The organism is Buchnera aphidicola str. APS (Acyrthosiphon pisum), from assembly GCF_000009605.1.
Lineage (GTDB): Bacteria > Pseudomonadota > Gammaproteobacteria > Enterobacterales > Enterobacteriaceae > Buchnera > Buchnera aphidicola_I.
This window is the reverse complement of the sequence record NC_002528.1, coordinates 187,428-208,291: the sequence shown is the minus strand read 5'-3', so window position 1 is coordinate 208,291 and position 20,864 is coordinate 187,428. Positions and strand designations below refer to the sequence as shown.

19 protein-coding genes and 1 other RNA gene are annotated in these 20,864 nt (G+C 26.3%); 10 read left to right on the top strand and 10 right to left on the bottom strand.

Going from position 1 to position 20,864, the window contains the following annotated elements:
* The first annotated feature begins 2 nt into the window (after positions 1–2).
* Complete coding sequence (gene thrC / locus BU_RS01035) at positions 3–1,292, top strand: threonine synthase (protein WP_009874149.1); 1,290 nt, start codon at positions 3–5, stop codon at positions 1,290–1,292.
* 75 nt (positions 1,293–1,367) lie between these two features.
* Here the strand turns inward: thrC and ychF are convergent, their stop codons facing one another.
* From ychF to BU_RS01020, 3 genes are all read right to left on the bottom strand, one after another.
* Positions 1,368–2,456 (bottom strand): redox-regulated ATPase YchF, encoded by a 1,089-nt coding sequence (ychF, locus tag BU_RS01030; protein ID WP_009874148.1) that lies wholly within the window; start codon positions 2,454–2,456, stop codon positions 1,368–1,370.
* A 40-nt stretch (positions 2,457–2,496) separates the two neighbouring features.
* Positions 2,497–3,030 (bottom strand): aminoacyl-tRNA hydrolase, encoded by a 534-nt coding sequence (pth, locus tag BU_RS01025; RefSeq protein ID WP_010895991.1) that lies wholly within the window; start codon positions 3,028–3,030, stop codon positions 2,497–2,499.
* Between the two features lie 187 nt (positions 3,031–3,217).
* Positions 3,218–3,829 (bottom strand): Fe-Mn family superoxide dismutase, encoded by a 612-nt coding sequence (locus tag BU_RS01020; RefSeq protein WP_009874146.1) that lies wholly within the window; start codon positions 3,827–3,829, stop codon positions 3,218–3,220.
* 219 nt (positions 3,830–4,048) lie between these two features.
* Here BU_RS01020 and rnt point away from each other — a divergent pair, with 219 nt between their 5' ends.
* Complete coding sequence (gene rnt / locus BU_RS01015) at positions 4,049–4,714, top strand: ribonuclease T (protein WP_009874145.1); 666 nt, start codon at positions 4,049–4,051, stop codon at positions 4,712–4,714.
* A 143-nt stretch (positions 4,715–4,857) separates the two neighbouring features.
* On the opposite strand, the gene grxD is transcribed toward rnt, so the two are convergent.
* Entirely contained in the window at positions 4,858–5,184 is a 327-nt protein-coding gene (gene grxD / locus BU_RS01010) for a Grx4 family monothiol glutaredoxin (RefSeq protein WP_009874144.1), read from the bottom strand.
* A 130-nt stretch (positions 5,185–5,314) separates the two neighbouring features.
* Between grxD and ssrA the strand changes: the two genes are divergently transcribed.
* Positions 5,315–5,681: a transfer-messenger RNA gene (ssrA, locus tag BU_RS01005) on the top strand.
* Positions 5,682–5,720: 39 nt separating this feature from the next.
* On the opposite strand, the gene BU_RS01000 is transcribed toward ssrA, so the two are convergent.
* A complete protein-coding gene (locus BU_RS01000; protein ID WP_010895990.1) occupies positions 5,721–6,029 on the bottom strand; it encodes an outer membrane protein assembly factor BamE in 309 nt (102 codons plus the stop codon).
* A 132-nt stretch (positions 6,030–6,161) separates the two neighbouring features.
* Positions 6,162–7,040: an NAD(+) kinase gene (gene nadK, locus BU_RS00995; RefSeq protein WP_009874142.1), complete on the bottom strand. Its 879-nt coding sequence runs from the start codon at positions 7,038–7,040 to the stop codon at positions 6,162–6,164.
* Positions 7,041–7,156: 116 nt separating this feature from the next.
* Between nadK and grpE the strand changes: the two genes are divergently transcribed.
* Complete coding sequence (grpE, locus tag BU_RS00990; RefSeq protein WP_010895989.1) at positions 7,157–7,723, top strand: nucleotide exchange factor GrpE; 567 nt, start codon at positions 7,157–7,159, stop codon at positions 7,721–7,723.
* Between the two features lie 75 nt (positions 7,724–7,798).
* Here the strand turns inward: grpE and ung are convergent, their stop codons facing one another.
* Positions 7,799–8,461, bottom strand: a complete 663-nt coding sequence (gene ung / locus BU_RS00985) for a uracil-DNA glycosylase (RefSeq protein ID WP_010895988.1) — start codon at positions 8,459–8,461, stop codon at positions 7,799–7,801.
* A 77-nt stretch (positions 8,462–8,538) separates the two neighbouring features.
* Between ung and BU_RS00980 the strand changes: the two genes are divergently transcribed.
* Complete coding sequence (locus BU_RS00980; protein WP_009874139.1) at positions 8,539–9,132, top strand: peroxiredoxin C; 594 nt, start codon at positions 8,539–8,541, stop codon at positions 9,130–9,132.
* Positions 9,133–9,254: 122 nt separating this feature from the next.
* On the opposite strand, the gene BU_RS00975 is transcribed toward BU_RS00980, so the two are convergent.
* On the bottom strand, positions 9,255–9,971 hold the full coding sequence (locus BU_RS00975; RefSeq protein WP_010895987.1) for a DUF2076 domain-containing protein: 717 nt from the start codon (positions 9,969–9,971) through the stop codon (positions 9,255–9,257).
* 266 nt (positions 9,972–10,237) lie between these two features.
* On the opposite strand from BU_RS00975, the gene gyrA reads away from it, so the two are divergent.
* The 4 genes from gyrA (at position 10,238) to yfaE (ending at position 16,552) form a co-directional block, all read left to right on the top strand.
* Positions 10,238–12,730, top strand: a complete 2,493-nt coding sequence (gene gyrA, locus BU_RS00970) for a DNA topoisomerase (ATP-hydrolyzing) subunit A (RefSeq protein WP_010895986.1) — start codon at positions 10,238–10,240, stop codon at positions 12,728–12,730.
* Between the two features lie 72 nt (positions 12,731–12,802).
* Positions 12,803–15,088, top strand: a complete 2,286-nt coding sequence (nrdA, locus tag BU_RS00965; RefSeq protein WP_009874136.1) for a class 1a ribonucleoside-diphosphate reductase subunit alpha — start codon at positions 12,803–12,805, stop codon at positions 15,086–15,088.
* A gap of 67 nt (positions 15,089–15,155) precedes the next feature.
* Entirely contained in the window at positions 15,156–16,286 is a 1,131-nt protein-coding gene (nrdB, locus tag BU_RS00960; protein WP_009874135.1) for a class Ia ribonucleoside-diphosphate reductase subunit beta, read from the top strand.
* 2 nt (positions 16,287–16,288) lie between these two features.
* The gene (yfaE, locus tag BU_RS00955) at positions 16,289–16,552 is read left to right on the top strand and encodes a class I ribonucleotide reductase maintenance protein YfaE (protein WP_009874134.1); all 264 of its coding nucleotides are present in this window, start codon (positions 16,289–16,291) and stop codon (positions 16,550–16,552) included.
* A 31-nt stretch (positions 16,553–16,583) separates the two neighbouring features.
* On the opposite strand, the gene pta is transcribed toward yfaE, so the two are convergent.
* The gene (pta, locus tag BU_RS00950; RefSeq protein ID WP_010895985.1) at positions 16,584–18,710 is read right to left on the bottom strand and encodes a phosphate acetyltransferase; all 2,127 of its coding nucleotides are present in this window, start codon (positions 18,708–18,710) and stop codon (positions 16,584–16,586) included.
* Positions 18,711–18,754: 44 nt separating this feature from the next.
* The gene (locus tag BU_RS00945; RefSeq protein WP_010895984.1) at positions 18,755–19,972 is read right to left on the bottom strand and encodes an acetate kinase; all 1,218 of its coding nucleotides are present in this window, start codon (positions 19,970–19,972) and stop codon (positions 18,755–18,757) included.
* An 83-nt stretch (positions 19,973–20,055) separates the two neighbouring features.
* On the opposite strand from BU_RS00945, the gene nadE reads away from it, so the two are divergent.
* Complete coding sequence (gene nadE / locus BU_RS00940) at positions 20,056–20,862, top strand: ammonia-dependent NAD(+) synthetase (protein ID WP_009874131.1); 807 nt, start codon at positions 20,056–20,058, stop codon at positions 20,860–20,862.
* Positions 20,863–20,864 lie beyond the last annotated feature (2 nt).

Here is a 20,864-nt window from a genome sequence, read left to right as displayed (position 1 = left end):
AAATGAAACTTTACAATTTAAAAAACCATAACGAACAAGTAAATTTTGAAGCAGCCGTAAAATTAGGATTAGGTCAGCAACAAGGGTTGTTTTTCCCTGTAGAATTACCTACTATTACTCCTATTGAATTATCAAAAATATTAAAAATGGATTTTATTACTCGTAGTACTGAAATACTTTCTAAATTCATTTGTCATGAAATATCTAAAGAAGAACTATATAAACATGTTAAACAAGCATTTTCATTTAAACATCCATTAAAAATAAAAATTACAAAAGATATACATTGCTTCGAACTGTTTCACGGTCCAACATTGGCGTTTAAAGATTTTGGAGCTCGTTTTATGGCTCAAATGATATTATTACTAAATAAAAAAAATGAATCAGTTACTATTTTAACTGCAACATCAGGTGATACAGGTGCAGCGGTAGCAAATGCATTCTATGGAATGAAAAATGTGCGAGTAATTATTTTATATCCTAAAGGCAAGATCAGTGAATTACAAGAGAAATTATTTTGTACTTTAGGTAGAAATATAAAAACTATATCAATTAATGGTAGTTTTGACGATTGTCAAAAATTAGTAAAAGAAGCTTTTAACGATAAAAAACTGAAAGAATCAATAGGATTAAATTCAGCTAATTCAATTAATATAAGTAGATTATTAGCACAAATCTGTTATTATTTTGAAGCTTTCTCTTTAATTTCAGAAGAACAAAGAAAAAATTTAGTAATAGCAGTTCCATGCGGTAATTTTGGAAATTTAACAGCTGGATTATTATCTAAATCTCTTGGTTTGCCAATCAAATCATTTATAGCATGTACGAATGCGAATGATACCGTACCAAGATTCCTTAATAATGGTACGTGGAATCCTAAAAAAACTGTATCTACAATTTCTAATGCTATGGATATCAGTCAACCTAATAATTGGACTCGAATTGAAGAATTATTTTATCGAAAAAAATGGGATTTAAAAAAACTTAGGTTTGGAAGTGTATCGGATCATACTACAGAAGAAACATTAAAAGAACTATTTAAATTAGGTTATGTTTCTGAACCTCATGCAGCAATAGCATATAGATTGTTGCGAGATCAATTAAAAGAAAATGAATTTGGCTTATTTTTAGGCACCGCTCATCCGGCTAAATTTAAAAATACTGTAGAAAAAATATTAAAAAATAAAATTTCACTGCCTTCTGAACTACAAAATAGAATTGATTTACCATTATTATCTCATAATATTAACCCTGTTTTTAGTAAATTAAAAACGTTTTTATTAGAAAAATAAATATTGCATTAGAGAGGATCATTTTTTTCCTCTCTAAAAAAACAACATATACAAAAATTTTAACAGTTAATTTTTTTAAACATTGAATAAAAAATGAATAATATCACCATCTTGAATATAATATTGTTTTCCTTCTGTTCTAAATTTTCCCATTTCTTTAATCTTGGCTTCACTTTTATATGTTATAAAATCTACATATTTAATAATCTGTGCTCTAATAAAACCTTTACTAAAATCACTATGTATTTTATGAGCAGCTTCAATACTAGTACTACCATTAGGAATTGCCCAAGCTCGAATTTCCTTATCACCTACAGTAAAAAAAGTTATTAAATTTAATAAATGATAACCAGAAGAAATAATACTATTTAAACCCAAAGTTTTTATATTAAATAATTTCATAAAAGATTTTTTTTCTTCATCGCTCATTTTAACTAGATCCAATTCTAGATTTGCATGAATAGGAATAACTATAGATCCTTCTTTTTTAGCAATTTCATTTAATTTATCTAAAAAATAATAAGATTCTTTTTCTTCATTAATATTGGCAATATACATTGTTGGCTTTAAAGTCAAAAAACGCAAATAACTAATTAATTGTTTTTCAGTTTTATTTAAATTAAGAGTTTTTAACATGAAAAACTGTTTCAAATGGTTAAGGCATTTTTTTAAAGTATTAATTTTTTCTTGTGTTTCTTTGTTTTTTAACAATGTTTTTTTTTGTAATTTTAATATAGTTTTTTCACAAAGATCAAAATCAGATAATATCAATTCGCTATTAATAATATCTATATCTTTAATAGGTTGCACTTGATTATAAATATGAGTAATATTATCATCTTTGAAACAACGAACAACATGTGCTATAGCATGCACATCTCTTATATTACCTAAAAATTGATTACCCAATCCTTCACCTTGAGATGCTCCCTTAACTAACCCTGCAATATCTATAAATTCTATGAATGCATTAACTGTTTTTTGAGGAGAAACAATTTGATTAAGATTATTAATACGTTCATCAATAACTGGAACGATGCCTATATTTGGTTTAATGGTACAAAATGGGAAATTAGCAACAGCCGAATTTCCTTTAGTTAAAAGATTAAACAGAGTAGATTTCCCAACATTAGGCAATCCTATTATACCACATTTAAAACCCATATCTCATGCGCCTTGAAAAATAGAAAATATTTTTATCTAATTAAAATTTTAAAATATTTGAAAGAACATTTTTTTCTATTGCATGTAAAATTGATTTTTGAATTAATATCTTCTCTTTTTTTGTGGGGTTTGATAAGACAAAAGAAGCTATTTGATCACGATTTATTGGGCGACCAATACCAATTCTAAATCGATAAAAATTAATATTCTTATTGAATGTGTTAACGATATCTCTTAATCCATTATGTCCATTATGTCCATAACTATATTTTAATTTTGAAATACCAGGTTGAAGTTCTAAATCATCATGAACAATTAATATTTCACTTAAATTGATATTATAAAAGGATGCCATTTTAAATACCGACTGACCATTTATATTCATAAATATATTCGGAATAAGTAATCGAATATAATTTGACTCTATATTTAGAGAGGTGGTAAAACCAAAAAATTTTTTTTCATTTTTAAAATTTCTTAAATAACTTTCTGCTAAAGAATAAAGGTACCAAGACCCTACATTATGACGTGTACTATGATATTCTTTTTTTGGATTAGACAACCCGACTATCATTTTTATAGTATTCAAGAAATATCCTTTAAACTCACAATAATCATTTTGATATTTTATAAGAGATATAAAAAAACATATAATATATATTATATGTTTTTTAAAAATTATACGAGCAACACTACTGACAAATTAATAAAATAGTATTGAACATATACAAAATAATAATAGTGTATTTTTTTTAAATAAACTATTTTTGCAGACGATTAGATGCTTCTTCCCAATTAACAACATTCCAAAAAGATTTAATGTAATCTAAACGTCTATTTTGATATTTTAAATAATAAGCATGTTCCCAAATATCTAACCCAATAATTGGATATCCATAAGTATTAGATATCAATTTTCCCATCAACGGACTATCTTGATTGACAGTAGAAACTATAGATAATACACCATTTTGATTTACTAACCAGACCCAGCCTGATCCAAAATGATTTAGTGCTACTGATTCAAATTTTTCTTTAAATTCATCAATAGTACCAAATTGTTTTTCTATTTCTATTTTTAGATCATTTGTTAAAACTGTTCCTGATTTTAAACTTTTCCAAAAAAAACTATGATTTATATGACCTCCTGCATTATTACGTAATGCATTTTTCTTTTCTAAAATAATTTCATTTAAAATAGATATTAATTCTTCTATAGGCAATGAAGAAAAAGTTGTATTTTCTAAAATAGAATTAGTATTATTGATATAATTTTGATGATGTTTAGTATGATGAATTTTCATAGTTTCTTCATCAAAAAATGGTTCTAACGCATTGTATGAATAAGGTAAAGAAGGAAGAACATAACTCATTTTATTTTCCTAAAGACGATGATAATAAAATTATGACATGATTTTTAAAAGCATTAAATGAATAATTTAATCTTAAATATTTTTATAAATTATAGTACAATTATTAAAGCATTCACAAGAATCATAATACATATTTTAAAAGTATCTACAATTAAAACTGTAATAATATAGAAAAAATTAACTAAATTAAACATAAAGTATTTTAAGAATGAGATCTTGATGTCTACAAACCAAGAATTTAATTTATTAAGCAATCGATTTCGTACTTTTTATCCTGTTGTTATAGATATTGAAACAGCAGGATTTAATGCAAATACCGATGCAGTATTAGAAATTGCTATAATAACATTAAAAATGGATGAATTAGGATGGTTACATAAAGAAGACACATTACACTTTCATATAGAACCATTCAAAGGGTCAATAATAAACTCCGATGCCATAGCTTTTAATAAAATTGATCCATTTAACCCATTGCGTGGTGCTATTAGTGAAAAAATAGCCATTCAATCTATATTAAAAAAAGTGCGAAACGGAATTAAAATACAAGGATGCAGTAGAGGAATTGTTGTGGCACACAATGCAAATTTTGATCACAATTTTTTAATGGCAGCGATTCAGAGAGTAAAAATAAAAAATAATCCTTTTCATCCATTTGCTACATTTGATACAGCCGCATTAAGTGGATTAGTAGTCGGTCAAACTGTCTTATCCAAAGCATGCAAAGCTATTGGTTTATCATTTGACAACCATCAAGCTCACTCTGCACTTTATGATACCTTGCAAACTGCTAATCTTTTTTGTGAATTAGTAAATCGTTGGAAACGTTTAGGTGGTTGGCCTGTTGATATAAAAAAAAATAATAGTACCTCAAATAAATATTAAAACCTAAGTAAGTTTTATATTTTAAAGTTTTTTTAATAAAAAAGATATGACATAAAGAACAAAGATCAATTTTTTTAATGCTCTTCGCTTCATGTCATATCTATTTTCATGTATATATTATTTGCGCCTATCTTCCTTAAAGATTAAGTTTGATATTTTTTTTTTACCTTTAATATTAGTTTTTTTAATTCACCATTTTCTAGCATTTCAAGAATAATACTACACCCACCAATTAATTCACCATCTATCCATAATTGCGGAAATGTTGGCCAATTTGCGTATTTTGGCAATTCACTTCTAATATCAGGATTTTCTAAAATATTTACGTAAGCAAATTTTTCTCCGCAAAACGATAAAGCTTGCACTGCTTGTGCAGAAAAACCACAACTAGGAGCTTCAGGAGTTCCTTTCATATAAATCAAAATAATATTATCTTGAATCTGCTTTTTTATTTTTTGAAAAATACTCATATTAATTTCCCTGTTCAAGTGTTATAAAAAATATATTTAAAATATTCATGTAAAAATTTTATCAAAAGACTCTGAAATAATTAATAGACAAAATTATTTTTTTTTGTAATACTACATTTTTAAAAAAAGAGGGGCTGTTTTTGGATTTGACAAAATTATCAACAAAGTAAAGTGCATGCCGAGGAACGGTTTGCCTCGATAAAAGCCGTAAAAAAATAATTGCAAATAATAAACAAAACTACGCTTTAGCAGCTTAAAAAACTGAATAAAGCCCTTCCTTCTTATCCTCCTTCTCTTAGGATGAGAAAACAGGAAGGTCAGAAAAAGAGAAAAACGTGGATATCAAGCTTGACGATAACACGAAGTAGTTTTTTCAAGCTATATACCTAATATGTGTTTTTCCAAATTAGGTAATGAATTCAATAAAGAAAAAACTAAGCATGTAGGGCTTTATTAGTAGAAATTTTGGACGCGGGTTCGAATCCCGCCAGCTCCAAAAAAAATTTTATAATATTTCGAATAAAGTTTGTCATAAATTATGTCATGTTAAACTTAAAAACTTTGTTATCTTTAAAATAAAGATTTAACATTTTTTTTGGATAAACATTATTATTTTTTGAATCAGATAAGTAATAATGATATATATCATCAAAAGAATCAGAAATAATTGGTATTCCAAAAATGTAAACTATTTGCTGTCTTGTCATACCAACGTAATTTCTATTTAAGATATTTTTATTTAAATGTGTTGCCTCTAAAACATCGAGATTATATTTGTTTTTATCTGATATTGAACAACTAGAAAAACAAATAATTATCAATAACGCTTTAATATAATTATTCATTATAATACCCTATCGCAGTTTAAATAAAAAATAATTAATATTTTTTATTCATATCCTATGATGTTCTTTCTAAAAAAATATGTTATATAAAAAATATTTTAATTAATTTTAGTTATCTTATTTTTAATAATTTTAAAAAAATTTTTTAGACCAACTTAGCTTAGATGTGAGAGTTTTAAAATAATTATAACTTTTAGGATGGATGAGATTTAAATAATAACAACTTCGACGAATAAATACACATTCACCTTTTTTGATTGTTAAAATAATCTGACTATCACAGCTTATTTTAAGATTGGTTTGAATATTTGAAAATTTTAAACAAATTATACTGTCGCTATGAATTACTAAGGGGCGTGCAGATAAAGTATGCGGAAACATTGGCACCAATACAATAGCATCTAAAGATGCTGCTATAATTGGTCCTCCAGCCGAAAGTGAATAACCGGTAGAACCGGTGGGTGTTGAAACAATTAATCCATCTGCGCGTTGAGAAAAAGAAAATTTATTATCAATATAAACTTCAAATTCTATCATATGAGCTAAATTCTTTGTATGTAAAACTACTTCATTAATTGCTATGCTAGATCTTGAAATTATCTTTTTTTGACAGACCTGTGCATCCAATAAAAATCGATTTTCTAGTGAATAATTACCAGATAATACTTCTGATAATTTTTTTAAACCAGTATCAGGATTTAAATCAGCAAGAAAACCTAGATTACCTCGATTAATTCCAATAATTTTAATATTATAAAATGATAAAACACGTGCAGCACATAATAAATTACCATCTCCTCCTATAACTACTGCTAAATCACAAAATTCCCCAATTTCAATTAATGTAGCAGTATTGGGATTATTCAATTTTAATTCTCTAGCAACAGTATGTTCAATAAAAACCTTGTAACCATTTTTTATCAACCATTCATAAAGAGTTTTATGTGTTATCAGTGCACTGTCATGACGGGGACGCCCAACAATACCGATACAAGTGAAATGTTGCTTCATTACATAAGAATTCCTAATAAAATAACATCTATTATATTATAATAGCAAACAGTCTTGAAAGATTAATTATAGGCTTTATAATATCTTAATCATCAACATCATAAATGGTAAATTTTATGGATAATAAAGAAAATAAATTAGATGAAAAAAAAATTTTCAAAAACAATAAGATAGAAGAAAAAAAAGAAAACTTGATTGATGCCATTACTGTGCAAAATCAAAAAATAGAAAATTTAAAACTAAAACTTCTTCAAAATCAAAAAAAAATAAACGATATTGAATTACGAAAATTAGCAAATATAGAGAATATAAAAAAAAATACTGAAGAAAAAATAGAAAAAATAAAAAAAACAGAAATTGAAAGGTTTTTAAAATCAATCATTCCAGTAATAGATTCTTTAGAAGATATTTTAAATTTATCTACTACAGTAGATATCAAAGATCAACCTATAATAAAGGGCATCGAGCTTACATTAGAATCTTTACTAAATATATTGAATAAATTAGGTGTTAAAATTGAAGGTCAAAAAAATAAAGTTTTTAATCCTGACATTCACGAATTAGTTTCAAGAGAATTATCTAAAGAAACACTACCTAATCATGTTATTTCTGTTAATAAAAAAGGCTTTACTTTTAATAAAATAGTTTTAAGAAAAGCAAGTGTTATAGTCGCTGAAAATTAATATTATTTTCTATTTTTAAAATTTTTTTTCAAAAATAATTTTTCACATTTAAAAATAGAAAAATTTTTTCTATTTTTAAATCAAAAACCAATTAATTGGTTTTTTTTTTGTTTTGAGTAATATTTTATTAGTTAAAGAAAAATGTTTACACCCAAAAAAACCTCGGTATGCTGATAATGGAGAAGGATGAGCTGCTTTTAATATATAGTGATTTTTTCTATTAATTAAATGAGATTTTTTTTGCGCATTACTACCCCAAAACAAGAAAACAACAGAATTTTTATACAAATTAATTACAGAAATAACTTTATCAGTAAAAATATTCCAGCCTATATTACTATGCGATTTTGGTTTTCCTGATTCGACTGTTAAAATACTATTTAATAAAAAAACACCTTGATTAGCCCAACTTTCAAGACATCCGTGATGAAATATATGTTCTTTTTTGAAATCAGTATTTAACTCCTTGTATATATTCTTTAGAGAAGGTGGTATAGTGACATGTTTAGGTACAGAAAACGATAAACCGTGTGCCTGATTTTTAGAGAAATATGGATCCTGTCCAAGAATAACAACTTTTATATCGTTAAAACTAGTTAAAAAAAAGGCGTTAAATATATCTTTTTGATCAGGATAAATTATTTTTTTTAAACGTTCTTTTTTAAGGAATCTAATTATATTAATAAAATATTTTTTTTTTTTTTCTTGAGATAAAACATCTTTCCAGGATAAAATCATATTTATTTTAAATTTCCATTGTTGATTAAAAATTAACAATAATTTTCTTTTACTAGTATAACACTATAGGAAAAAAAATGGTTTTAGTAACACAAAACGCACCTAACTTTATTGCTCCAGCAATTTTAAAAAACAATCAAATTGTTGAGCAATTTGATCTTAAAAAGTATTCTAATGGTCAATCGACCGTACTATTTTTTTGGCCAATGGATTTTACTTTTGTATGTCCCTCTGAAATTATAGAGTTCAATAAACTTCACTCAGAATTTAAAAAAAGAAATGTAAAAATAGTAGGTGTATCAATTGATAGTGTTTATGTTCATCAAGCTTGGCAAAATACATTACCTAAAAATGGCGGGATTGGAAAAATAAATTTTCCTATGGTATCTGATGTAAAACATGATATTCAAAAATCTTATGGAATTCAACATCCAAATCTTGGTATAGCACTGAGAGCCTCATTTCTAATTGATTCGAATTGGATTATACGCCATCAAGTTGTAAATGATCTACCATTCGGACGTAATATAACAGATATGATACGTATGGTAGATGCTTTAGATTTTCATAATAAATTTGGAGAAGTATGCCCTGCTAATTGGAAAAAAGGAGAAGAAGGTATAACAGCTTCTTCAGAAGGAGTTTCTCAATATTTAAGTAAATATTCTTAATGAGAGCTAAAGTCAGCAAAAAAAAATATTTTATGCTGGCTTTATTTTTTATATCTATTTTAATCTTATGACTGATATAATATGGAATATTATGAATTCAAACTTAAAATATATATATTTTTTTAAATAAAGTTGTCATTGTCAATATCGTCTGTATCATCAACATTATTATTAATACTTTCTTCACTTGATTCTCTAAAATTTATATCTGATTCATTGTATGAGTAATTTATTAAATCATTATCAGTGTTATTATTTAAAAAATTATTTTCTGTATACTCATCTGAAGATGATTGTTTAACGGTATCGAATATATCTTCTTCTGGTTTAGTGTGACTAAAAACATTCATCAACATATTACCTAAAATCATACCACCTGCTACACCTGTAGCTGTTTGTAATGCATTGCCAAGAAAACTACTACTCCTTGTATTATTTATTACTGGTGATGTTTGAGTCGTTGGTGAAATTGGAGAACTGGAATAGTTAGAGGGTAAAATATTTTCCTTTTTTTTCAATATGTTATTATCGTTAGAGATTATTTCAGAAGGAGATTTTTTTTTAAAAAAATTTGATAAAAAACTTGGTTTTTTATTTGTTTCTTCTCTATTTAATATTTTTATTTTTTTTCTTAACTCTTCAAGTTCTATACTCATTTTTTTTATAGCTGTTTCTTGAATCAATATTGTTTGGGCCATATAGTAAGAGGAAGTAGGTTGTTTTTTTGCTAATCTTTGAATTAGTTCATCGGCTGCATCATCTCTTTCAGGAGAATTTAATTCAGTTTTTTTTAAACGATGAAATAAATTTTCTATTAAATTTTTTTCTTCATCTGTCATAATAATATCTCCTCTCAAAATCAAATTAATAAACTAGTATATTTTCAATTATGACTTTTCAATAATTTTATTATTAAGTAATAATTGTTATTTATAATAATACTTTCATCTAAAATAAACAATACAAAAAAAAAAAAAAAGATTTTTTATTAATATAAGAATTACTTTTCATTTTAGAAAATTTTTCTTTAGATGCATCTAATAGTTTAATTATGTTATAATTTTTTACTTAATTTGATTTTTTCAATAAAAGAGATAAACTTTTTATGAAAGACCCTTCACGAGAAATCATACAGGTCAATATTGAAGAAGAGTTAAAAAGCTCCTACTTAGACTATTCTATGTCCGTGATAGTCGGCCGCGCCTTACCAGATGTTCGAGATGGTTTAAAACCAGTCCATCGAAGAATACTTTTTGCAATGTATATATTAAATAATGATTGGAATAAAGCATATAAAAAATCTGCTCGCATAGTAGGTGATGTTATAGGAAAATATCACCCACATGGAGATTCTGCTGTATATGATGCAATAGTTCGGATGGCTCAAAAATTTTCATTGCGCTATATGCTTATAGATGGACAGGGAAATTTTGGTTCTGTTGATGGAGATTCTGCTGCAGCAATGCGATATACAGAAGTTCGCATGTCCAAAATAGCTCATGAGCTATTAAACGACTTAGAGAAGAATACTGTCGAATTTTTACCAAACTATGATGGAACTGAATACATTCCAGAAATACTACCAGCAAAAATACCTAATCTTTTAATAAATGGTTCATCAGGTATAGCTGTAGGAATGGCTACAAATATTCCACCTCATAACTTAAATGAAGTGATTAATGGTTGCTTAGCATATATTGATAATAACGACATCACCCTAGAAGAATTAATTAAACATATTCCAGGTCCAGATTTCCCAACAGCTGCTATAATTAATGGAAAATCAGGAATTGAAGAAGCTTATCGCACTGGAAAAGGAAAAATTTATATTCGAGCACAAAACCAGATTGAAAAAAATAAAAAAAATAAAAAAGAATCTATTGTCTTTAATGAAATACCGTATCAAGTCAATAAATCTCGCTTAATAGAAAAAATAGCAGAATTAGTTAAAGAAAAAAGAATTGATGGAATCACTGCATTACGCGACGAATCTGATAAAGATGGAATGAGAATTGTTATAGAAATAAAACGAGAGGCAATAGCCGAAGTAATTCTCAATCAGCTATATTCTTTAACTCAATTGCAAATATCTTTTGGTATTAATATGGTTGCTTTATGTCAAGGACAACCCAAAACTTTATCTTTAAAAGAGATATTAAAAAATTTCTTGTCACATAGACAAGAAATCATTATAAGACGTAGTCTTTTTGAATTAAATAAGGTTCGCAACCGTATTCATATCCTTGAAGGATTGAATATGGCATTAATTAATATTAATGCAATTATTGAAATAATAAAAAATTCAGTAAACTCAATAGATGCAAAAAAAATTATAATTCAAAAAAACTGGAAATCTGAAAAAATAAATTATTTAGCTAAAAAACATGAATACTATTTCAGTGAAAAACAGGCACAAGCTATATTAGATTTACGTTTACATAAAATAACTAATTTAGAACAAGAAAAAATAATTATGGAGCACAATGATTTAATAAAAAAAACTAAAGAATTAAAAGAAATACTTGAAAATCCTAAGAAAATGTTTGAAGTTATAAAATCGGAATTATTATCAATACAAAATAACTTTAGTGATAAAAGACGAACTAAAATCACCGAAAATCATTCTGATATTAATATGGAAGATTTAATTAATCAAGAAGATGTCGTAGTAACACTATCTCATTCAGGATATGTAAAATATCAACCTCTTTCTGATTATAATGCTCAAAGACGCGGTGGAAAAGGGAAATCAGCTGCAAAAATAAAAGAAGAAGATTTTATAGAAAGTTTAGTAATAGCAAATACGCATGATACTATATTATGTTTTTCTAGTCGCGGTATTCTATATTGGATGAAAGTATATCAATTACCTGAGTCTAGTAGACATGCAAGAGGAAGACCAATAGTAAATTTGTTACCATTAAGCCCTAAAGAGAGGATTACAGCTATATTACCAGTACATAAATATCAAGATAACCTTAATATTTTTATGACTACAGCTCATGGAATAGTAAAAAAAAGTTCTTTAAGTCAATTTAAAAAACCGAGATTTGCAGGAATTATAGCCATCAATTTACATGCAAATGATGAGCTTATTGGAGTCGCTTTAACTGATGGAAATAACAATATCATGTTATTCACACAGAACGGTAAAGTAGTACAGTTTTTAGAAAATAGTGTTCGTACTATGGGTAGAACTGCATCTGGAGTTAAAGGAATTAAAATTAAGAAAAATGACAAAGTTGTTTCTTTAATTGTACCTAAAAATAAAGGAAGTATTTTGATAGCAACAAAAAATGGATATGGAAAACGTACGAAAATTTCTGATTTTCCTATAAAATCACGTGCTACTCAAGGTGTTATTTCGATTAAAATTACCAAAAAAAATGGAAAGATAATTGGAGCAATACAAGTTATAGAAAAAGATCAAATTATGATGATTACTGATGCAGGAACATTAGTTAGAATTAGAGTTTCCGAAGTTGGAGTATTAAAACGTAACACGCAAGGTGTAATATTGATTAGAACATCAAAAAATGAAAAAGTTGTTGCTCTACAAAAAATTGTAGATCCTATGATAGAAAAAATTGATCTATAGATGTAGATAATATGTATTAATAATTAAATGAAAATAAATTTTTTATACTCTTTATAATAAGTTAAATTAATGATGAAAAAAAATCTGTTTGTCACTAAACGTGATGGAAGAAAAGAAAAAATAAATTTAGATAAAATTCATAAAGTATTAAATTGGGCGTCAGAAGGATTAGATGACGTATCTGTGTCACAAGTTGAATTATGCTCACGTATTCAATTTTATAATAATATTACTACTATTAACATACATGAAACTATTATAAAAGCCGCGGCTGATCTGATTTCACAAGATACACCAGATTATCAGTATATGGCTGCAAGACTAGCTATTTTTCATCTTAGAAAAAAAGCTTATGGTCAATTTGAACCACCTAAACTATATGATCATGTAAAGAAAATGGTTGATTTGGAAAAATATGATGAGAATTTATTAAAAAACTACTCTTATAAAGAATTTTTACAAATGAATAGTTTTATTGATCATTGGCGAGATATGAATTTTTCATATGCAGCTGTAAAACAATTAGAAGGAAAATATTTAATACAAAATCGCGTTAATGGAAAAATATACGAAAGTGCGCAATTTTTATATATTTTAATATCTGCATGTTTATTTTCACAATATCCAAAAAATGTTCGAATGAACTATATTCATCGTTTTTATAATGCGATTTCTACTTTTAAAATTTCATTACCAACACCAATTATGTCTGGTGTCAGAACTCCAACTCGTCAATTTAGCTCTTGTGTTTTAATTGAATGTGGTGATAGTTTAAATTCTATTAATGCCACAACTAGCTCTATTGTAAAATATGTTTCTCAACGTGCCGGAATTGGTGTTAATGCTGGACAAATTCGTGCATTAGGTAGTCCTATTAGAAATGGAGAAGCATTTCATACAGGGTGTATACCTTTTTATAAACATTTTCAAAGTGCTGTAAAATCTTGTTCACAAGGGGGTGTAAGAGGTGGGGCTGCAACTATTTTTTATCCGATTTGGCATTTAGAAGTTGAAAGTTTATTAGTTTTAAAAAACAATAGAGGAATCGAAGAAAATAGAGTACGTCATATTGATTACGCTATTCAAATTAATAAATTAATGTATCAAAGAATGCTATCAGGAGATCAAATAACATTATTTAGTCCCTCAGATGTTCCTGATTTATATAAAGCATTTTTTTCTGATCAGAAAAAATTTAAAAAAATATATTTACAATATGAAAAAAATAAAAATATTAGAAAAAAAACTATTAAAGCATTAGATTTATTTTCTCTGATGATGCAAGAGAGAACTTCTACTGGACGTATTTATGTACAAAATGTAGATCATTGTAATTTACACAGTGCGTTTAACCCCGAATTGTCTCCAATAAGACAATCTAATTTATGCTTAGAAATTACGTTACCAACTAAGTCATTAAATGATGTGCATGATACAGATGGGGAAATAGCACTATGTACATTATCAGCTTTTAATTTGGGAAAAATTAAAAGTCTTGATGACTTTAAAGAATTGTCAATATTATCTGTGCGTGCGCTTGATGAAATATTAGATTATCAAAATTACCCAGTATTAGCAGCTAAAAAATCAGCTATTTCTAGACGATCCTTAGGAATTGGTGTAATTAATTTTGCATATTATTTGGCTAAAAATAAAGTACGTTATTCAGATGGAAGTGCACATAATTTAACACATAAAACCTTTGAAGCAATGCAATATTATTTATTAGAAGCATCTTGTGAATTAGCGAAAGAAAAAGGAGCATGTTCTTTGTTTAATCATACTAATTACTATTTAGGAAAATTACCTATAGATACATATAAAAAATATATTGATGACATATGCAATGAACCACTACATTTAGACTGGAATTTATTACGTAGTAAAATAAAAAAATATGGACTAAGAAACTCAACTTTATCTGCCTTAATGCCTTCAGAAACATCTTCTCAAATATCTAATGCAACAAATGGAATTGAACCGCCAAGAGGGTTTATTAGTATTAAAGTATCTAAAGATGGAATCTTACGTCAAGTTGTCCCTGAATATAAAAAATTACGATTACAGTACGAATTACTTTGGGATATTCCAAATAATACAGGATATCTACAACTAGCCGGTATTATGCAAAAATTTATTGATCAATCTATCTCAGTAAATACACACTATGATCCAGCAAGATTTTTAAATAACAAGATCCCGATGAAACAGCTTCTCTATGATCTTCTCTTGTCTTATAAGCTTGGTTTAAAAACACTCTATTATCAAAATACTCGGGATGGTTCTGAAGACGATCAAAATATTACATCTAAATCTATAACAGAAGATATTTGTGAAAGCGGATCATGTATTTTATAAAAATAAAAAAATAAAAATTTTTAGGAATATATAGTACAATATTAAATTTATCATTAGGTGTAATAACATGTCTTACACAATTTTCTCAAAAAAAAAAAATAATCAACTTAAAGAACCTATGTTTTTTGGACAACCTGTAAACATCGCTAGATATGATCAACAAAAATATAAAATTTTTGAACAATTAATTGAAAAACAATTATCGTTTTTTTGGAGACCTGAAGAAATAGATCTTTCTAGAGATAGAATAGATTTCCAAAATTTACCTGACAATGAAAAACATATTTTTATTAGTAATTTAAAGTATCAAACGCTACTCGATTCGATACAAGGAAGAAGCCCGAATATAGCCTTTTTACCAATCATCTCTATTCCTGAATTAGAAACATGGATTGAAACATGGTCTTTTTCAGAAACGATCCATTCACGTTCTTATACTCATATCATTAGAAACATTGTTAACTGTCCATCTTTAGTCTTTGATGATATTATTTCAAATAAAAACATTTATGATCGAGCTCAAAATATTTCTATTTATTATGACGAATTGATAAATTTAACTAGTTATTGGCATTTATTAGGTGAAGGTATTCACTTAATAAATGGGAAAAAAATTCATATCAATTTAAGATTTCTTAAAAAAAGATTATATCTATGTTTAATTAGTGTAAATGTTTTAGAAGCCATTAGATTTTATGTTAGTTTCGCATGTTCATTTGCGTTTGCAGAAAGAGAACTTATGGAAGGAAATGCAAAAATTATAAGATTGATAGCACGCGATGAAGCGTTACATCTAACAGGAACTCAACATATTTTAAATCTTTTAAGTAATATAAAAAATAATGAAAATATGGAAGATGTAGTTTTAGAATGTAAAGAAGAAGCTATTAATATATTTATTTCCGCAGCACAACAAGAAAAAAAATGGGCTTCATATTTATTTAAAAGTGGTTCGATGCTTGGATTAAATAAAGATATTCTTTGTCAGTATATAGAATATATTACAAATATTCGTATGCATGCGATAGGTTTTAAAATGCCTTTTAAAAAACAATCTAATCCTATTCCTTGGATTAATGATTGGTTGACTTCTGACAATATACAAATTGCGCCACAAGAAACAGAAATTAGTTCTTATTTAGTTGGTCAAATTGATTCAGAAGTATCTGATAATGAATTTAAAAAATTTGAACTATAAACATGCAATCCTCTATTATTGAAATAACAAATATTAAAAAAAAAATTGTTTATCAAACACAGATAACCTTGTTATTGGTTTTAGAATTAAACAATATTCATCTAGAATATCAATGTAGATCTGGATATTGTGGTATATGCCGAATTGAATTAATCAAAGGAGAAGTATTTTATTTAATAAAACAGCCTATGGCTGCTTTATTTAAAGAACGAGAAATTTTTCCATGTTGTTGTAAACCAAAAGGAAATATCACAATTAAAATTTAAAAATATATATTTTTTTATAAAAAATTCGTTTTTATTCAGATTGAATTGATGTTAATGCAATGGTATAAATAATGTCTTCCACTGAGGCACCTCTTGACAAATCATTTACTGGTTTTCTCAAACCCTGAAGCATTGGACCAATAGAAACTATTCTTGAAGAACGTTGAACTGCTTTATAAGCTATATTACCAGAATTTAAATCTGGAAAAATAAAAACATTCGCAGATCCTGAAATTGGTGAAGAAGGTGCTTTTAATTTAGCAACCTTATTTGAAACTGCTGCATCATATTGTATAGGCCCGTCAATTATTAAATCGGATCTTCTATTCTTAATAATAGAAGTAGCTTCTTTGACTTTTTCAACTTGACACCCAAATCCAGAACAACCCGTTGAATAAGACAACATTGCAATACGTGGTTCTATTCCAAACATTTTTGCTGAATCTGCAGATTGAATGGCAATTACTGCTAATTCTTCTGCAGTAGGATTGATATTAATTGCACAATCACCATAAATTAAAACTTGATTTGGTAACAACATGAAAAAAATAGATGAGACTAATAAACTTTGAGGATTAGTTTTAATAATTTGCAATGCTGGACGTATAGTATCAGATGTGGTATTTATGGATCCAGAAACTAATCCATCTACATGATTAGATTCCAGTATCAAAGTTGCTAAAACAGTATTATCTTCTAATTGTTTTTTAGCAGAAAATTCGTTGATATTTTTTCCTTTCCGTATTTCTAAAAAACGTGCAAGATATTCTTGTCTTACTGAAATAGGATCAATTATTTCAATATTTTTTTTTAAATTAATCCCGTTATCGTTTGCAATACTATAAATTTTTTTTGGATCACCCAATAACACACATTGAGCAATATTAGAATCACTGCATATTGCAACGGATTTTAATATTCGAATTTCATATGATTCAGGCAATTTAATACGTTTATTTTTTTTTTGTGATAATAATTTTAAATTATAACAAAATTCTTTCGGAGGATATATTACATTTATATTATATTTTTTTTTAAAAAACATAAAAGAAGAATGACAAAAAAAATTGGAAATATATCTCTGTAATTTTTTAATATATGTTATATCTTTTACAGAAATATCAAAGTTAAAGTTTTGCAATTGAGATAAAATCTCTATTGTATTTTTTTCTGTAAAAAAAATAGAAATAGATCTTTTAATTAAAAATTTATATAAAGAAGCAATATTTTTTTTTAATTTTAATATTCCCGTTAATATAATACACTTCACTTTACTACGATTCACATTACAATTTAAAACATTTAAAAAAACATCTACACGACTAAAAGAAACTATTACTAAAGTATTTAAAGAGTGTTTATTTAATAAATTTAGATGATGCGTATCGAATATGATTATTTCTTCTATGATATGATTTTTTTTTTGTACTAAATTAGTATGTTGTATATTTAAAAAATTAAAAAGATCTATTACACGTGTTGTTACGATGTTTCGATTCCAAGGAATACAGGCTATAATTGAGAAAAAATTATTTTTTAATATTTTTTTAGGCACTATTGTTTTTGTTTCATTTTTTATTTTTTTTAAAACTATCAACTTTTTTATAAAATCATATTTGTTTTCTAGAAAAGGAGAATTAATTTGATTAAAAATAACACCTAAAATATTTTTATATTTTTTTTGTTTTAAAAAAAAATTAATTTTTTTTTCTTTATTTTTAATATATTCGGGAGAAGAATTTTCTAAATTTGCTATAAATATTACTTCCGCATTCAAATTTTGAGAAATATCATAATTCATTTCTTCAGAATTAATACAATAATTATTTTTTATACCTTCAATTAGAATAAGTTCACGTAAAAATTTGTTATTATAATGTTCATCTATAACTTTATTTAATAAAAATGAATACTCTGGAGAATTAAACAAAACTTTAGAAAAATCTATGTAATCTACTGTATGAACGATTTTTGAAAAATATTTATTAATAACATGCGATGTACTATTAGATGAATTTTGTGTGCAGGAAAAATACAATATAGACTGAACAGATTTCTTTTTTATTTTTTTTTGATAAAAAAAATAAATGATACTCAAACCGATTGAAGTCAAACCAATATCTTTATCTAAAGGGATTAACATTATAATACGGGACATAATTTTCCTGTTATGATATATCAATATAAAATACTAAGAAATAACTATTTTCTATTAATTATACTATTAGTTTCTTGAGCTATTGCTAATTCTTCATCTGTTGTAATTACAAAAACTGGAGTAGAATTATCCTCAGTAATTAAACCGGATTTACCTCCTATAGTAGATAAGTTAAGATTTGAATTAATCTTAAAACCTAATAGAGATAATCTAGAAAAAACTAATTCTCTAATTAAAGGTACATTTTCACCGATACCACCAGTAAAAATAACAGCATCTAAACGATTTTCTAGTACACTTGTATAGGCGGCAATATATTTAGATAGACGATGACAAAAGATATCTACAGATCTTTTAGCATGTTTTTTACAATAATATTTTTTTTCAAAATAACGAAAATCACTACTAATTCCACTTAAACCTAATAATCCTGACTTTTTATTTAAAATTGTTTCAATTTTATCAATACTTAAATTGAGATGGTTATTCATAAAAAAAATAATTGAAGGATCTAGATCTCCGCTACGAGTACCCATAACTAATCCTTCTAGAGGAGTTAATCCCATTGAAGTATCTACACATATTCCATTGCAAATAGCAGAAATAGAAGATCCATTGCCTAAATGACATGTTATGATATTTAAAGATTTAAATTGTTTATTTAACATAAGAGATGCTCTATGAGCAACATAATTATGACTAATACCATGAGCACCGTAACGTCTAATACCATATTTTTTATAAAAATTATATGGTATTGCATATAGAAAAGAAGTTTCAGGCATATTACAATAAAAGGATGTATCAAAAACTGCTATATTTTTTCTTGATAAACTAGGATATTTTTCTATAATCATTTTTATGCCAATTAAATTAGCAGGATTATGTAGTGGAGCAAAAGATGATGCATCTTGAATACATTTAATAATATTACTGTCAATTAAAGTTGATTTTTTTATTTTAGTTCCTCCATGTACTACTCTATGACCTACTCCTATTAGATTTTTAAAAATATCTTTTTGTTGTGAAAAAACCTGTTCTATAATAAAATTTAAAGCGTCTTTATGATTAACATTTGCACCTATTTTTTTTTTATGTTTTGTTCCTAAACACTGCCATGTGATATATGTTTCTAATAAAAATAAACATTCTACTGATCCAGATAAATATTTTTCTTTATTATCAGGATTTAATATCGCAAATTTTATAGAAGAACTACCACAATTTAACACTAAAATTAAATTATTCAATTTTTTGTCCATTTTATTTATTTTAATAATATTAAAAAATATATTTTCTATTTTGTATATAAATATTTTCAATTTCTGAAAAATCAGGTTGATCTATGACACTTCAAAAAAAAATTATCGAATTACTGGGAGTAAAACCAGCAATTATACCAGAGATAGAAATAAAAAATTGCGTTGATTTTTTAAAAAAATATTTAGTTAATCATGTGCATATAAAATCTTTAATAGTTGGTGTCAGCGGAGGACAAGATTCAACATTGACTGCAAAATTATGTCAAATGACTGCTGAAACATTAAGAAAAGAAAAGAACGATATTACCTACCAATTTATTGCATTGCGCTTACCATATGGTATTCAATATGATGAAAAAGACTGTCAGGATGCAATTCGTTTTATACAACCAGACCAAATTTTTAATGTTAATATCAAAAAAGCGGTTTTAAGCAGTGAAAAATCTTTAAAAAAATCAGGTGTCATTATTTCAGATTATGTAAGAGGAAATGAAAAGGCTAGAGAAAGAATGAAAGTACAATATAGTATTGCAGCGATGAAACAAGGTCTTGTAGTTGGCACAGGACATGCAGCAGAAAATATTACTGGATTTTTTACAAAATATGGAGATAGCGGAACAGATATTAATCCTATTGCCAAGTTAAATAAACGACAAATTCGATTGTTATTAAAAAACTTAAATTGTCCAAAGCATTTATATTTAAAAAAACCAATGGCGGACTTAGAAGATGAGCATCCACAGCAAGATGATGAATCTGTTTTAGGTGTTACATATGATGCAATTGATTCTTATCTAGAACAAAAAAAAATAGATATTAGAAGTCAAAAAATTATTGAAGCACTATATTTAAATACATTACACAAACGTAATCTACCGATTACACAGTAAAT

Coding starts and splice junctions, on each gene's coding strand:
- nadE (WP_009874131.1), top strand. CDS start 20,056: ATGACACTTCAAAAAAAAATTATCGAATTACTGGGAGTAAAACCAGCA.
- grpE (WP_010895989.1), top strand. CDS start 7,157: ATGGATAATAAAGAAAATAAATTAGATGAAAAAAAAATTTTCAAAAAC.
- BU_RS01020 (WP_009874146.1), bottom strand. CDS start 3,829: ATGAGTTATGTTCTTCCTTCTTTACCTTATTCATACAATGCGTTAGAA.
- BU_RS00980 (WP_009874139.1), top strand. CDS start 8,539: ATGGTTTTAGTAACACAAAACGCACCTAACTTTATTGCTCCAGCAATT.
- rnt (WP_009874145.1), top strand. CDS start 4,049: ATGTCTACAAACCAAGAATTTAATTTATTAAGCAATCGATTTCGTACT.
- nrdA (WP_009874136.1), top strand. CDS start 12,803: ATGAAAAAAAATCTGTTTGTCACTAAACGTGATGGAAGAAAAGAAAAA.
- thrC (WP_009874149.1), top strand. CDS start 3: ATGAAACTTTACAATTTAAAAAACCATAACGAACAAGTAAATTTTGAA.
- pth (WP_010895991.1), bottom strand. CDS start 3,030: ATGATAGTCGGGTTGTCTAATCCAAAAAAAGAATATCATAGTACACGT.
- pta (WP_010895985.1), bottom strand. CDS start 18,710: ATGTCCCGTATTATAATGTTAATCCCTTTAGATAAAGATATTGGTTTG.
- nadK (WP_009874142.1), bottom strand. CDS start 7,040: ATGAAGCAACATTTCACTTGTATCGGTATTGTTGGGCGTCCCCGTCAT.
- grxD (WP_009874144.1), bottom strand. CDS start 5,184: ATGAGTATTTTTCAAAAAATAAAAAAGCAGATTCAAGATAATATTATT.
- ychF (WP_009874148.1), bottom strand. CDS start 2,456: ATGGGTTTTAAATGTGGTATAATAGGATTGCCTAATGTTGGGAAATCT.
- BU_RS00945 (WP_010895984.1), bottom strand. CDS start 19,972: ATGGACAAAAAATTGAATAATTTAATTTTAGTGTTAAATTGTGGTAGT.
- yfaE (WP_009874134.1), top strand. CDS start 16,289: ATGCAATCCTCTATTATTGAAATAACAAATATTAAAAAAAAAATTGTT.
- BU_RS00975 (WP_010895987.1), bottom strand. CDS start 9,971: ATGACAGATGAAGAAAAAAATTTAATAGAAAATTTATTTCATCGTTTA.
- BU_RS01000 (WP_010895990.1), bottom strand. CDS start 6,029: ATGAATAATTATATTAAAGCGTTATTGATAATTATTTGTTTTTCTAGT.
- gyrA (WP_010895986.1), top strand. CDS start 10,238: ATGAAAGACCCTTCACGAGAAATCATACAGGTCAATATTGAAGAAGAG.
- ung (WP_010895988.1), bottom strand. CDS start 8,461: ATGATTTTATCCTGGAAAGATGTTTTATCTCAAGAAAAAAAAAAAAAA.
- nrdB (WP_009874135.1), top strand. CDS start 15,156: ATGTCTTACACAATTTTCTCAAAAAAAAAAAATAATCAACTTAAAGAA.